General features: G+C 33.1%; 15 protein-coding genes. 12 read left to right on the top strand and 3 right to left on the bottom strand.

Translation table 11 applies throughout. The features are described 5' to 3' along the window. Positions 1-2: 2 nt before the first annotated feature. The 8 genes from ccoN (at position 3) to VOI25_RS05630 (ending at position 7318) form a co-directional block, all read left to right on the top strand. Positions 3-2192 (top strand): cytochrome-c oxidase, cbb3-type subunit I, encoded by a 2190-nt coding sequence (gene ccoN, locus VOI25_RS05595; RefSeq protein ID WP_323788026.1) that lies wholly within the window; start codon positions 3-5, stop codon positions 2190-2192. A gap of 6 nt (positions 2193-2198) precedes the next feature. Next, positions 2199-2384: a CcoQ/FixQ family Cbb3-type cytochrome c oxidase assembly chaperone gene (locus VOI25_RS05600; RefSeq protein WP_323788027.1), complete on the top strand. Its 186-nt coding sequence runs from the start codon at positions 2199-2201 to the stop codon at positions 2382-2384. Further along, positions 2381-3295 carry a cbb3-type cytochrome c oxidase N-terminal domain-containing protein gene (locus VOI25_RS05605; protein WP_323788028.1) on the top strand — a complete coding sequence of 305 codons (915 nt, stop codon included), beginning with the start codon at positions 2381-2383 and terminating at the stop codon, positions 3293-3295. Before VOI25_RS05600 ends, VOI25_RS05605 begins: the two co-directional genes overlap by 4 nt. Positions 3296-3348: 53 nt before the next feature. After that, on the top strand, positions 3349-4773 hold the full coding sequence (ccoG, locus tag VOI25_RS05610; protein ID WP_323788029.1) for a cytochrome c oxidase accessory protein CcoG: 1425 nt from the start codon (positions 3349-3351) through the stop codon (positions 4771-4773). Between the two features lie 12 nt (positions 4774-4785). After that, on the top strand, positions 4786-5232 hold the full coding sequence (locus VOI25_RS05615) for a FixH family protein (RefSeq protein ID WP_323788030.1): 447 nt from the start codon (positions 4786-4788) through the stop codon (positions 5230-5232). Continuing rightward, entirely contained in the window at positions 5233-5934 is a 702-nt protein-coding gene (locus VOI25_RS05620; protein ID WP_323788031.1) for a sulfite exporter TauE/SafE family protein, read from the top strand. 86 nt (positions 5935-6020) lie between these two features. Then, entirely contained in the window at positions 6021-6851 is an 831-nt protein-coding gene (locus tag VOI25_RS05625) for a universal stress protein (protein ID WP_323788032.1), read from the top strand. Between the two features lie 17 nt (positions 6852-6868). Beyond that, positions 6869-7318: a pyridoxamine 5'-phosphate oxidase family protein gene (locus VOI25_RS05630; protein WP_323788033.1), complete on the top strand. Its 450-nt coding sequence runs from the start codon at positions 6869-6871 to the stop codon at positions 7316-7318. A 3-nt stretch (positions 7319-7321) separates the two neighbouring features. Here the strand turns inward: VOI25_RS05630 and VOI25_RS05635 are convergent, their stop codons facing one another. Together VOI25_RS05635 and VOI25_RS05640 are read right to left on the bottom strand one after the other, a co-directional pair. Then, entirely contained in the window at positions 7322-8491 is a 1170-nt protein-coding gene (locus VOI25_RS05635) for a succinylglutamate desuccinylase/aspartoacylase domain-containing protein (RefSeq protein WP_323788034.1), read from the bottom strand. 3 nt (positions 8492-8494) lie between these two features. Then, on the bottom strand, positions 8495-10357 hold the full coding sequence (locus VOI25_RS05640) for a CBS domain-containing protein (protein ID WP_323788035.1): 1863 nt from the start codon (positions 10355-10357) through the stop codon (positions 8495-8497). 118 nt (positions 10358-10475) lie between these two features. Here VOI25_RS05640 and VOI25_RS05645 point away from each other — a divergent pair, with 118 nt between their 5' ends. After that, a complete protein-coding gene (locus VOI25_RS05645; RefSeq protein WP_323788036.1) occupies positions 10476-10895 on the top strand; it encodes a CBS domain-containing protein in 420 nt (139 codons plus the stop codon). 71 nt (positions 10896-10966) lie between these two features. Here the strand turns inward: VOI25_RS05645 and VOI25_RS05650 are convergent, their stop codons facing one another. Next, positions 10967-11800, bottom strand: coding sequence for a universal stress protein (locus VOI25_RS05650; RefSeq protein ID WP_323788037.1), 834 nt, complete (start codon positions 11798-11800; stop codon positions 10967-10969). 202 nt (positions 11801-12002) lie between these two features. On the opposite strand from VOI25_RS05650, the gene VOI25_RS05655 reads away from it, so the two are divergent. The 3 genes from VOI25_RS05655 (at position 12003) to VOI25_RS05665 (ending at position 14059) form a co-directional block, all read left to right on the top strand. Further along, on the top strand, positions 12003-12635 hold the full coding sequence (locus VOI25_RS05655; protein ID WP_323788038.1) for a superoxide dismutase family protein: 633 nt from the start codon (positions 12003-12005) through the stop codon (positions 12633-12635). A gap of 91 nt (positions 12636-12726) precedes the next feature. Then, positions 12727-13260, top strand: a complete 534-nt coding sequence (locus VOI25_RS05660; protein WP_323788039.1) for an RNA polymerase sigma factor — start codon at positions 12727-12729, stop codon at positions 13258-13260. A gap of 1 nt (position 13261) precedes the next feature. Further along, positions 13262-14059 carry an anti-sigma factor gene (locus VOI25_RS05665; protein WP_323788040.1) on the top strand — a complete coding sequence of 266 codons (798 nt, stop codon included), beginning with the start codon at positions 13262-13264 and terminating at the stop codon, positions 14057-14059. Positions 14060-14062: the final 3 nt, after the last annotated feature.

A 14062-nucleotide genomic window follows, 5' to 3' on the forward strand; every position in this document is an offset into this window, starting at 1 on the left:
TTATGGAAGTCCAACAGTTTCATTACGACAACAAAATCGTCAAAAATTTTCTCTATGCTACAATGCTTTGGGGAGTTGTAGGAATGTTAGTAGGTTTACTACTTGCATTTATGTTTTTATTCCCAAATCTAACCGACGGCATTTCGTGGTTAAGTTTTGGTCGATTAAGACCTTTACACACCAATGCTGTTATTTTTGCCTTTGTAGGTAACGCCATTTTTGCAGGTGTCTACTACTCATCACAGCGATTGCTTAAAGCAAGAATGTTTAGTGACCTTTTAAGTAAGGTTAATTTTTGGGGTTGGCAACTCATCATTGTTGGCGCAGCAATTACGCTTCCATTAGGGTATACAACATCTAAAGAATATGCCGAATTAGAATGGCCATTTGATATTGCTATTGCTCTAATTTGGGTGGTTTTTGGCTGGAACTTAATTGGTACTATTCTTAAAAGAAGACAACGTCACCTCTATGTTGCCATTTGGTTTTATCTAGCAACATTTGTAACTGTTGCAGTACTCCATATTTTTAATAGTTTAGAAGTACCAGTTAGTGGATTAAAAAGTTATTCGGTGTATGCTGGTGTTCAAGATGCCTTAGTGCAATGGTGGTATGGTCATAATGCAGTTGCATTTTTCCTAACAACACCATTCTTAGGCTTAATGTATTACTTTGTACCTAAAGCAGCCAATAGACCAGTATACTCTTATCGCTTATCTATTGTACACTTCTGGTCATTAATATTCATATATATTTGGGCAGGACCTCACCATTTACTGTACACAGCTTTACCAGAATGGGCACAAAATTTAGGTGTTGCATTTTCAGTAATGCTATTGATGCCTTCTTGGGGAGGAATGATAAACGGATTACTAACCCTTCGTGGTGCTTGGGATAAAGTACGTACAGATCCGGTTTTAAAATTTATGGTTGTGGCAATTACGGGTTATGGTATGGCAACTTTTGAAGGTCCATTACTATCACTTAAAAATGTAAATGCCATAGGACACTTTACCGATTGGATTATTGCTCACGTTCATGTTGGTGCTTTAGCTTGGAATGGTTTCTTAACCTTTGGTATGATTTATTACTTAATACCAAGATTAGTAAAAACTAAATTATACTCTACTGCTCTAGCCAATGTTCATTTTTGGATTGGAACTTTAGGTATTATAATGTATGCATTACCAATGTATGTTGCTGGTTTTACTCAAGCTAGTATGTGGAAACAATTTAATCCTGATGGCACTTTAGTTTATGGAAACTTCTTAGAAACAGTTTCTGAGATTATTCCGATGTACTGGATGCGTGCTATTGGTGGAACACTATTTATTACTGGTATGCTTATTATGGTTTATAATGTTATTGTAACTATAATGAGAGGTAGCTCAGTTACTGATGAATTAGCTGAAGCTCCAGCTTTACAAAACGTATCTAAGAAACGTGTTGCAGGAGAAGGATGGCACACTTGGTTAGAGCGTAAACCTATTAAATTAACAATTTTAGCAACTGTTGCCATTTTAATTGGTGGTATTGTTCAAATTGTTCCAACCATTATGGTGAAATCAAACATCCCTACAATTAGCAGTGTACAACCTTATTCGCCTTTAGAATTAGAAGGAAGAGATTTGTATATACGAGAAGGTTGTGTTGGTTGTCACTCGCAAATGATTCGACCTTTTAGAAGTGAAGTTGAACGCTATGGAGAATATTCAAAAGCCGGAGAATTTGTTTACGATCATCCATTCCTTTGGGGAAGTAAACGTACTGGTCCAGATTTACATCGAGTTGGTGGTAAATATTCAGATAACTGGCACCTCAACCACATGTACGATCCGCAAAGTACATCTTCAGGTTCTATCATGCCAGCATATCAATGGTTAGTGAGAAATGAACTTGACAAATCTCTAACAGAAGCTAAAATGGAAGCAATGGTTAGTCTTGGTGTTCCTTATACGGAAGAAGAGATTGCTAATGCGCAACAGTCTATGTTGGAACAAGGTACTCAAATCGAGAAAAACTTGTATTCAGATCCAGATTTTGCTCAAACTTATGAAGCCGATAAACAAGCTGGCGGACAAGATTTTGTTGAAATGCGTAATCGTGAAATCGTTGCAATTATTGCATACTTACAGCGATTAGGAACAGACATTAAAGTAAAAGATGCTGAAGTAACATCAACTCAAAACTAATTTATCATGCTAAAATTTGTAAAAAACCATATGGAAAGTATCACAGGAATAGAAATCTATCCTATGATCTCCTTACTTATATTTTTCAGTTTTTTCGTCATCCTTTTCTGGTGGGTAATTACTGCAAAAAAAGACTATATCAATAAGGTGAGTAGCCTTCCTTTAGACAACCAAAACACTACAGAATTATGAGAAATTTTATTCCTTCATGGATAAGAGTGCCTGTTATATTCTTTATAATAATGGGAATCGTTGAATACACTATTGATTCAGGAGATCAACCTGCATTTATTGAAAAACCAATGGTATTACTTTTCTTGATATTAGTACTATTAATAATTATTGCAATTGAAGCCATAGTGTCTTCAATAAAAAATGTGTTGTACCAAAGTTTAGATGAAGAAGCCAAAGCTAGATTTGAATTAAAACAAACAGAACCTTCAAAAGCTATACAATGGATTAATAAAACCTATATTAAATTATTAGGTTCTAAACCAATAGAAGAAGAACATGATATCATTTTAGATCATAATTATGATGGTATTAAGGAATTAGATAACAATCTTCCACCATGGTGGTTATATGGATTTTATGCAAGTATCATTTTTGCTGCTATTTATTTAGTAAGATTCCATGTACTTAATGGAGAGAATCAATATGAAGAACTTGAATCTGATTTAGTACAAGCAAGAATAGATATTGAAGAATACAAGAAACACGCAAAGGACTTAGTCGACTTTAATACAGTAGAATTATTAACAGATGCTGGCGATTTAAAAGCTGGTCAGAAAATCTTTGAAATGAACTGTGTTGCTTGTCATAAGGCTGATGGTGGAGGTGGAATTGGTCCTAATTTGACCGATAAACATTGGATTTTAGGTGGTGGAATTAAAAACGTATTTAAAACAATTTCTGAAGGTGGTCGTGACGGTAAAGGTATGATCGCATGGAAACAAAGTTTAAAGCCAAATGAAATGGCTCAAGTTGCAAGTTATTTACTTCAATTTGAAGGTACAACTCCAGCTGAACCAAAAGCTCCTGAAGGTGATATTTGGATAGATGACAATGTTGCAACTGAAACTGAAGACCTAAAAGAGGATTAAATTTTTATTGACTTTACAGGGTAAGATCTGCTAAGCCTCAAAATTAGATTATCGTGAAGACACCTGAAAACGAAACATTTAGAGATAGCATTGGCACAATAAGTGAAGATGGCAAACGTGCTTGGGTATTTCCAAAAAAGCCAAGTGGCTGGTATTATGAAAAGCGGAAACTAGTCAGCTATGTGTTATTAGCCTTTCTATTTGCTGCACCTTTTGTCAAAATTAATGGCAACCAGTTTTTGATGTTCAATGTATTAGAACGTCGATTTAATATTTTCGGTTTTCCATTTTGGCCTCAGGATTTTCACTTGTTCGTCATATCAATGTTGATTGGCGTCATTTTTATTACGCTTTTCACGGTTGGTTTCGGACGTATTTTCTGTGGATGGATTTGTCCGCAGACCATATTTATGGAAATGGTATTCCGTAGAATAGAATACTGGATTGATGGTGACAGGAATAAACAACGAAAATTGCAACGTCAAAAATGGAATGCTGAAAAAATCAGAAAGCGCCTTTTAAAATGGTTTATCTTTTTAGTGATCTCCTTTTTAATTGCAAATGTTTTTTTAGCCTATTTAATTGGAAGTGATAAGCTATTAAAATACATTATAGATGGCCCTTTTGAGCATTTAGGAACGTTGTTTCCATTAATTATCTTTACTGGTGTTTTCTATTTTGTATTTGCATGGTTTAGAGAACAAGTCTGTATCATTGCTTGTCCTTACGGAAGACTACAAGGTGTTCTTTTAGATAATAAATCTATAATTGTCGCTTACGACCATAAACGAGGTGAAGCTGAAAATGGCAGAAAAAAGTTCAGAAAAAATGAAGATCGTGAAGCGCTTGGCCATGGAGATTGTATTGATTGTTTACAGTGTGTCAATGTTTGTCCAACAGGCATCGATATTAGAAACGGTACACAATTAGAATGTGTGAACTGTACAGCTTGTATTGACGAATGTGATCATATAATGGAAAGTATTAATCTTCCTAAAGGATTGATTAGATACGCAAGTGAAGATAATATTGAAAAAGGAAAGAAATTTGAATTTACACCAAGGCTAAAAGGCTATTCGGCAGTTTTATTTATTCTAGTTGGTGTCTTAGTTGGAATGCTTTTACTAAGAAATGATGTTGAAGCAAGAGTATTGCGATTGCCTGGTCAACTCTATGAGCATAAAGGCGAAACCATAATAAGTAATGTATTTACTTATAAGCTCATAAATAAGACTACAGAAAAGATAGAAAATGTCAATTTTAAATTACGCAAATACAAAGGTGAGATTAAATTGGTCTCAAATACAGGTTTAATTGAAGTTGAAGAACAAGGATTAGCTGAAGGCACTTTGTTTATTGAAATTGATAAAAGTGAACTTAAAGGTGATAAAAATAAATTAATGATTGAAGTTTATAGTGGTGAAGAACTCATTGAAACAACAACAGTAAATTTTTTAGGACCTAGGAGTTATAATTAAAAAACACACGTTATGAAACTAAATTGGGGAACAGGTATTGTATTAGCATTTATAGGCTTTATTAGCTTTATAATGTTCTTTATTATTCGCATGAATACAGATAATAAATATGATCATGATTTAGTGACCGAAAATTATTATAAAGCTGAATTAGAATATCAAAACGATATTGATAAAGAGAAAAATTCAAAAAATTTAGAATCTGATATAACCTGGAAACGTTCTGCCAACGGCTTAGTTCTTTCGTTCCCAAAGGATTTACAAGTAGCAGATATTGAAGGAAAAGTGTTCCTATATAGACCATCTAACAAGCAAGTAGACTTTGAAAGTTCAATTTCATTGTCTGATCACAATTTGCTCATACCTGACAATCGTTTGTTGGATGGTCGTTGGAACATTAAAGTAGATTGGAAATATAAAGGAGAATCCTATTTGTACAAAAAAGAAATTGTGTATTAAATGCTATGGTCTGCACTTATATTTGGCTTATTAGGAAGTTTCCATTGTGTAGGAATGTGTGGTCCTATAGCCTTTATGTTACCTGTAGATCGAACTAATTCCTTTAAAAAAATATCTCAAATAGTGACCTATCATTTAGGTCGATTATTAGCCTACGCTATAATAGGTTTGTGCTTTGGGATTATTGGCAAAAGCCTTTATATCTTTGGCATACAGCAGCAACTTTCAATTGCAATTGGTATTTTAATGATTATTGTAGTTCTTATTCCAACACACATATTTAATAAATACAATGCCTCAAAACCTTTATATCGTCTCATTTCAAAAGTAAAATCATCTCTAGGTAAAGCGCTTAAAAAGAAAACGGCAGATACTTTTTTAACCATTGGTTTTTTAAATGGATTTCTTCCTTGCGGTTTAGTGTACATGGCAGTTTTTGCATCACTAACCATGTCAAGTGCTTTCGAAAGCAGCCTATATATGATACTGTTTGGTTTAGGTACAATTCCCTTAATGACAACTGCAATTTATTTGGGAAAATTTTTAAATTCAACCGTTAAACAACGTATACAAAAAGCCATTCCTGTGTTTGTTATCATTATTGGTTTACTATTCATTATTCGCGGTTTAGGATTAGGCATTCCTTACCTCTCTCCTGCTCCAATTGTTGACATTTCTACAAGTGCAATTGACTGTCATTAGTGATTTCCAATCCTATTAAATAAACTGACTTTCATCATAGTTTTGGCAAGTGTATATTTGTAACTTATACTTATAATACATATGCAATGAAATCGATTCTTTTACTTACAGATTTTTCAAAAAGCGCAACTAATGCCATCCATTATGCAATGCATTTTTTTCAAGCTGAAACTTGTGTTTTTCATATTATGAACATTCATAAAGCTGGTACTTTTATTTCAGACGATTTAATGACTTCGCCTTCTGAAAACATATACGAATCGTTTACTAAAGCTCCTAAGAAAAAGCTTAATGCTCTTGTTACAGATTTAAAACACACCTACAATAACCCAAATCACACCTTCGAAATTAGTGTCGATTTTGATGTGTTTACAGACGCAGTTAATCAAAACATAAAGGCGAATGCAATCGATTTTGTAGTTATGGGATCTAACGGAATTACAGGTGCTTCAGAAATTATTTTTGGTAGTAATACCCTTAATGTTATTCGACAAGTTATGTGTAAAACACTTGTAATACCAAAAGGTTATAAATTTAAACCAATATCTAATTTTTTACTACCATTACAGGATAATGACGCTATAAAAAAGAAACAATTAGACGTCATCAACGATTTCACAAAACACTTTAATCTCAAATTGCATGTATTGAGAGTTTGCAATAAAAATGAGGTAAAACAAACGGTATCAAGTGATCAAAAGAAGCTAAGTACATTTGATTGTAAATATTCGGTTGAAGAAGACGTTACTTTTTATCAAGCGGTTACTGCTTATCTCAAATCTAATTCAATTGACATGACTGGTTTAATTGTACATGATAAATCATTTATAAAACGATTCTTTACCGAGTCACCAACTATAGAACTCAGCAAGATTATAAAATCACCTTTAATGATATTCCATACTAGAAATAATTAATTTAAAACCTTAATACGATGATTAAAAGTTTAGACAGAAAGGACTGCGAACTGATTTTAAAACAAAACTACATTGGTCATTTAGCGTATATCTCTAGAAACAGACCTTATGTTATTCCAATTACGTATTTCTTTGAAAATAATAAAATTATTTGTTATTCTGGTGAAGGACATAAAATTGATGCGATGCGTAAGCATGCTCCAGTGGCATTAGAAGTTTCAGATATTGAATCGGTTGACCATTGGCAATCTATTGCTGTTCATGGTAGTTATGAAGAATATGAAGGTAGTTCGGCAAAAGCGTTACTTCACGCTTTTTCATTAGGCATCAAAGATATTATTCTGAAAAAAGAGCACAGAGGTTTGAGCTTTATAAGTGAATTTTCAGCAAAAATAGCAAAGAATGATATACCAATTGTATTTGTTATTCACATTGAAGATATCACAGGTAAAATGCGTCGTAAATAATTTTCAAGTAAATGGAATTACTTTTCGGTCACGTTTAATAAAGTGAATTTTGTCATCTACGATAATCTTCTTTCTATAACCAAATAAATGAAATACTTTAATCGTTAAAAACAACGCTATTTTTCGGTTAGCCACTAGACAATAGTCGTTTACTGGATGCCTATTAATTCCTGGAAGCAATCTTAAAAACTGATGAAATTTCAAACTTCTTAAAACTGTTGAGATGACTAACCAAAATTTCGACAATTTTCTAACCACAAAAAAACCATCTTCGCCTTGTTTTTGATATAAAGGCATAAAGATCAAGCCATTTAATGGACTTTTAACTTCACTAATGCCATCATTAGCTAGCGACTGATGCTTTAATACAGGATTAAAATTTTTGAAACCAGGTTTCATTTTAAACTGATTAGATTCCGATAAACAATGTCTGTACATAATTTCATAAAATCCATTTTCTATATTAAGAATTCTATTACAGGTTAAATACTCAAAATCACGTTTTGAAACCAATCCTAATTTTTCCATTACCATCCATATAAAAGCTTCACAATAGAATACAGAATTTTCATCATCATGTTGTCCTGCTTCAAAACCAATAGACACATGCCCAAATTCATTAATATAGGATAATAACGGCCCATCTAAATATTCTTCAATCCCTAAAACAATTGGTATATTAAACTTACTAGCCAAATTTCTATTATTAAGAGAATCACTAATCGTAATAAATGGCACTGTAGGTGACGATGTGGTATGTAAGTCTACAAACACAAAATCTCCAAAACTAGAATCACAAATTTCCTTAATGGTATTATAAAGTTCACATTGCTCCTTTTTCTCCTCAAATTCATAATTACCATCATCATCTATACACATTGATTCTACCTCATCTTTTGTCCAAAGACGATTTAAATCAAAATCTTTGTATCTAACATTTGTTTTCAGGGCATTCATATTACCAAATAAGGCATAAAAATTTCCTTTTATGGTGATGTCATTTACGACAATATCGCTGATCACTTTTTGTAATCCATTTACACCTGCAGGTTCATTACCATGAATACCACCAATACATATTAGAGTGGTCGCATTGATATCATTAACTTGACTGTAGAAAATTCTATCTTTATTTGATGCTTTCATCATAGGTTTGGTCGCTTCTTTTATCATCTGCTATAGATTAAGTTTTTCTAAATCTGTTTGGGTAAGTATGCCTACTAATTCGTTATTATCTAGGATTGGTAAGCATCTTATATTATTTTCAAGCATAATAGATCGTGCCTCATCAATATCCATATCAGGATTTACGGCTATTATATCTTTTTGCATGACTTGTGATGCCGAATAATTATCAAATTTATTCACATCAGAGATGTCACTTGCTGAGATAATTCCAACAATTTTATTCTTGTCGTTTATCACTGGAATATGATGAATTTGCTTCCATTGCATAATATTCTTAATAAGCCTCATTGAATCATTCACATTGACAGTAAAAATCTGAGTAGACATGACTTTATGAACTTTATCATGAGAACTGGCATCTTTTCGTGCCATTGGTTTTGCTAATTCCCATTCGCTAACAGGTACATTTTTCAATTGATTTTTATGCATGTGATAGGTTAGTAATATATTAGCTTCATCTCTAGATACGTTTTCTTGTAACATTCTACTGCTTCTAACTAACCATTTACTTCCAGTAGTGTTTTTATCAATTCGCTCTTTTATGATATTAAGATAAAACTCAATATCTGCGGCATCTACATTCGCTTTTAAAAGTCCGTCTTGAGCCGTTGGCAATAAGATTTTTTTTACTAATTTTTTTGCTGAAATACCTTTTCCAAACCAATTGAAATAGGTATCCATCCCAGTACGAGCCGCTTTTATAAAATTCCCTTTGGCATCTTTAAAAGCCATACGTTTCCAAATCGATTTACAATCGTCTGGCATTCCTAACATGACACCAACCCAAAACATGGCATTGGCAATTTCATCTTTAATACTTGGTCCTGATGGAATGTATCTATTTTCAATTCGTAGATGTGCTATATTTTGATGAACGCCATAACAGACTCTATTCCATTTATACAATGTTCCATTATGCAATCCAATGGCCTTAAGATCTGGTTTAATTCCGTTTTTTAAGTCTTCAATAGGATTTCCCGTTAAATCTGCAGTAACTAAAGGTGCATATCGCGCAACATCATCTGTAAACACTTCTATGATTGAATTTCGAATCCAATCATTTCCAAAGCTAACTCTGGCTTTTTGCTCTCTAAGTAATTGTGATGCATTTCTTAAATCTATACTTTGTTGAAATAAGGCAATTCGCGTTTCACTCCACAATTCTCTTCCTAACAACATTGGCGAATTGGTCATCACAGATAAAATTGGTCCTGCAATAGCTTGCGACCAATTATACTGATCTACTATTTTATCTAGGTCTATTTGTAAATGCACCTGAAAACTGGTATTACAAGCTTCAAATAAAATAGATTCATGATCTAAAATAAGTTCATCTATACCTCTAACTTTAACCCTAAAATCGTCACCTCTAACTTTTCTCATGACATCATTTAGAACTTTATAGCGTTGGTGAGGTGTCATGTTTTCAAACACAAGATCCTTCCTTTTAAACGTTGGCAAAATTCCAGTTAGAATGATTTTGTTATCATCTATATCTTGAGCTGCACTATGTGCTTTATCAACTAAATTAGAAAGATCGGTTTCTAATTGTGAAAAGCATCTACTTTTAAGTACTAGAGGATCTAAATTGGCCTCTACGTTAAAAAGTCCTAACTCTGTAGTAAAGTGAGGATCATTAATTTTATCTAAAATTTCTAAGGCATTAAACGAAGGTCTATAGTATTTATCAACGATACAAAATTCTTGTTCGGCACCAATACGCTGAATACCTTTTTCGAAGGCATCAGATTTAATCATCATATCCAAAGCCTCTATATCATTTAGCAAATGATTTATAAAGGCCTTCCTTTCTGTTTTATTAGTTATTGGTTTAACCGACTGTGATCCCATAATACTTTCGTAATATCCTCAAATTTAATCTATTGAATATCTAGATTTCATGACTTTTGTCATAGTATTCAGCATGTTATATGTCTATCTTTAATAAAGAATTTAAAACCTAATAATTATGAAAAAACGTACTCCAGTGTCAACAATAATGACTAAGAATATTATTGCAGTGAATAGAACAGATGATTTGGAAACTGCAGAAAAACTATTTAAACAAAATAAAATAAGACACATTCCAGTCGTTTCAGGCGATGTTATTATTGGAATGCTAAGTTTTACCGATTTATTACGAATTAGTTTTGCTGACGCTACAAATGAAGACGATACAGAAGTTGATACAGTCGTATACAATATGTTTACTATAGATCAAGTTATGTCGAAAAATGTCGTCACAGTTAATTCAGAAACGACGATTAAAGATGTTGCTGAAATATTAGCAAAAAATGAGTTTCATGCCTTACCAGTAGTTGATAATGGTGAACTTGTAGGTATTGTTACTACTACAGATTTAATCAACTATTTGATTGAACAATTTTAAAACCTTAACATTGAAGCATAAAAAAAGAGTTAGTTTTCTAACTCTTTTTTTATGCGTTTATATATCGATGTTTAGATCTTAAACGTAATTACTGGCAAGGTTGAATGATTAGCAATATCTTCACCTATACTTCCGCTAAAAAAGTGTGCAATTCCTCGACGGCCATGAGTTGGCACAGCTATTAAATCACCTCCTATAATATTAGCAAAGTTTAGCACACCTTCTTCCACTGTATAATCTGATATATAGTGAATATCATTGAGCTTATTTAAGTTACCATCTGCCTTTTCTAGAAAGTTAGCAACCGTAGCTTCCATTTCTGTTGAACTTTGAAACCGTTCACCTGGTAAGTTCACATATAAGAGTTTTAAGTTAGAACTTGAATTTTCAAAAAACTGACAAGCTTTAACATAAGGCTTGATCATTTCTTCTGAAAAATCACTCGCAAAAACAACGGTTTCAAATCGAAGATCAACTGGCTTTTGTTTTACAATAAGGACAGGAATGTTAGAATATCTAACCACCTTTTCGGTATTGGAACCAACAAAAATTTCTGAAAGTCCACTTGACCCATGAGAACCCATAACTATTAAATCAGCATTGTGTTCTTCGGCAACATCATTAACTTCTCTAAATACTTTAAAATGTTTTACAACTGGTGTAACCATTAAGTCTTTTAAATAGTCTTTATCTAAAAACTCTGTAAATCGCTTTTCGGCAAGTTTCAGAAAAAACACAGTTTGCATTTGTTGTTCATCATTTGAATCTATAAGCACATTATTAGCCATTTCTAACATATGCAAAGCAATAATTTCGGCATTATTTTTCTTAGCCAAAATTGCAGCAGTTTCAAGTGCATATTCTGAATGTTTAGAAAAATCAATTGGCACAATAATTTTATTCATAATGTAAAGTTTTAGTGGTTTAAATTTTAAGTTGATGAGCAATAACGGTAAATCCTACTCCTTAATTATGCTATAAAGGTATTGTCTTGGGGTTTAAATAAAAATGACTTTTATCATATAGATATTTAAACCTTAATTAATTTTAGTGCGAATTAAATATTCATTATATTTCAAATTGAATTAATGACTAAAACACTACACAATGAAACACAAAATTTTAGGACTTGCACTAGTTACATTATGCTTGTTTGTATCCTGTAAAAGCGATAAAAAAGAAACAGAAACTGTTGTTGAAAATGAAGCGACAGAAGCAACTACTGAAGTTACAACTGAAACTCGTAAAGAGACTGAAATAAAAGAAAAACCAGCTTACTTTTCTGAAAAACGAAAATTAACCATGAGTCTAGACTCCAAAAGTGGTAGTACTGCTACTGGTAATATTGTGTTTACTCAAGAAGATGGTATTGTTACTATGATTGCTATATTAAGCGGATTGTCAGCTGGAGAACACGCCATTCATATTCATGAAAAAGCAGATTGTTCTTCTGATGATGGTAAATCATCAGGTGGACATTGGAATCCTACAGCTCAACCACACGGAAAATGGGAAGATGCTAAGGGATACCATAAGGGTGATATTGGAAACTTTACTGCAGATGCTAATGGTCATGGAAGCATCACGCTAGTTACTGGCGAATGGTGTATTGGTTGTGGCGACGCTACCAAAGATATTTTAGGAAAAGCCATCATTGTACATCAAGGTGTAGATGATTTCACTTCGCAACCTTCTGGTAATGCTGGAGCTAGAGTTAGTTGTGGAGGTATTATAGAATAAACCACAGAAAAATAATATTTTGAAAAGAGCTCTAATGTGATATTATAGCTCTTTTCTTATTATATTTACCAGTCTAAATTAAAAACACTGCATGCAACTAGAAACACTAATTTCTCAATTTCAACAGAAAGACGAGAAAGCATTTGAACAACTATACACTATGTATAGTGAAAGTATGCATGGTGTAATTTATAATATTGTTAGAGATCATGACATTGCAGAAGAAGTCATGCAAGATGTCTTTGTAAAAGTGTGGCACAATGCAAGCAGTTATAATGCAAGTAAAGGACGCTTTTTTACATGGATTCTCAATATCTCAAGAAATGCAGCTATTGACAAAACGCGATCTAAAGCCTTTAAGAATTCTGGTAAAAACCTCGATGCCCAATTTTTCGTAGATATCTTAGAAACAAGCGACAATTTAAATGATAAAACCGATGCCATCGGAATTAAGAATTTTGTTGGCAAATTGGCAAAAAAATGTATTGAAGTTATTGAACTCCTGTACTTTAAAGGATACACGCAAAAGGAAGCTTCAGAAACCTTAGACATGCCCATAGGCACTATAAAAACACGAAATAGAAACTGTATTAAAGAATTACGCCAAATGGTGTTAGGCACATAAAATGGATAGTAACGCTTACATAAACTCTGGACAATTAGAACTGTATGTTGCAGGTCAGCTTTCTGATCATGACAATAAAGAGGTTTATGAACTCATGCGTCAACATCCCGAAATTCTTGAAGAAGTATTAGCTATAGAAGCCGCTGTCATGAAATTATCTGCAGCAATGGCACCACCTAAAACTGAACAAACACTACAACGTATTAAAGACGAATTACGTTTTGGTACTGATCCTAAGGTGGTACAAATGACACCACCAAAAACCAATTGGTTAGCCTATACAGGCTGGGCAGCAGCTATTCTTGTTGGAGCAGGTTTATTATGGACACTCAACCAAAACAAACAATTGGAAGTACAATTGAGTGATGCAGATATTGAAAAGGCGTATTTAGAAACACAAATTGAGGCTGCTAAAACAAATTTAGCTGCAAAAGATAATTTATTAACGATCTTACGTGATAGAAATATCATTTCTGTGCCATTAGGCGGACAAGGTAATTTTGCCGACTCCTACGCTAAAGTGTATTGGAGTAAAGCCAATAATAGCATTTATTTAGATGCTCAAGGTTTACCAGATGCTCCAGAAGGTAAAGTTTGGCAAGTATGGTCATTAACTTTAAACCCATTAACGCCAACGAGTTTAGGTACGATTGCAGACTTTAATACCGACGAGAACAAGATCTTTACTATTGCCAATGCTAACGAAAGTCAAGCCTTTGGGATTACTTTAGAACCGTCAGGTGGAAGCACTACACCAACCATGGAGCAACTGCATACTTTAGGAGTTGTTGCGCCTTAAATC

It is taken from the genome of Psychroserpens sp. (genome assembly GCF_034670085.1).
GTDB lineage: Bacteria > Bacteroidota > Bacteroidia > Flavobacteriales > Flavobacteriaceae > Psychroserpens.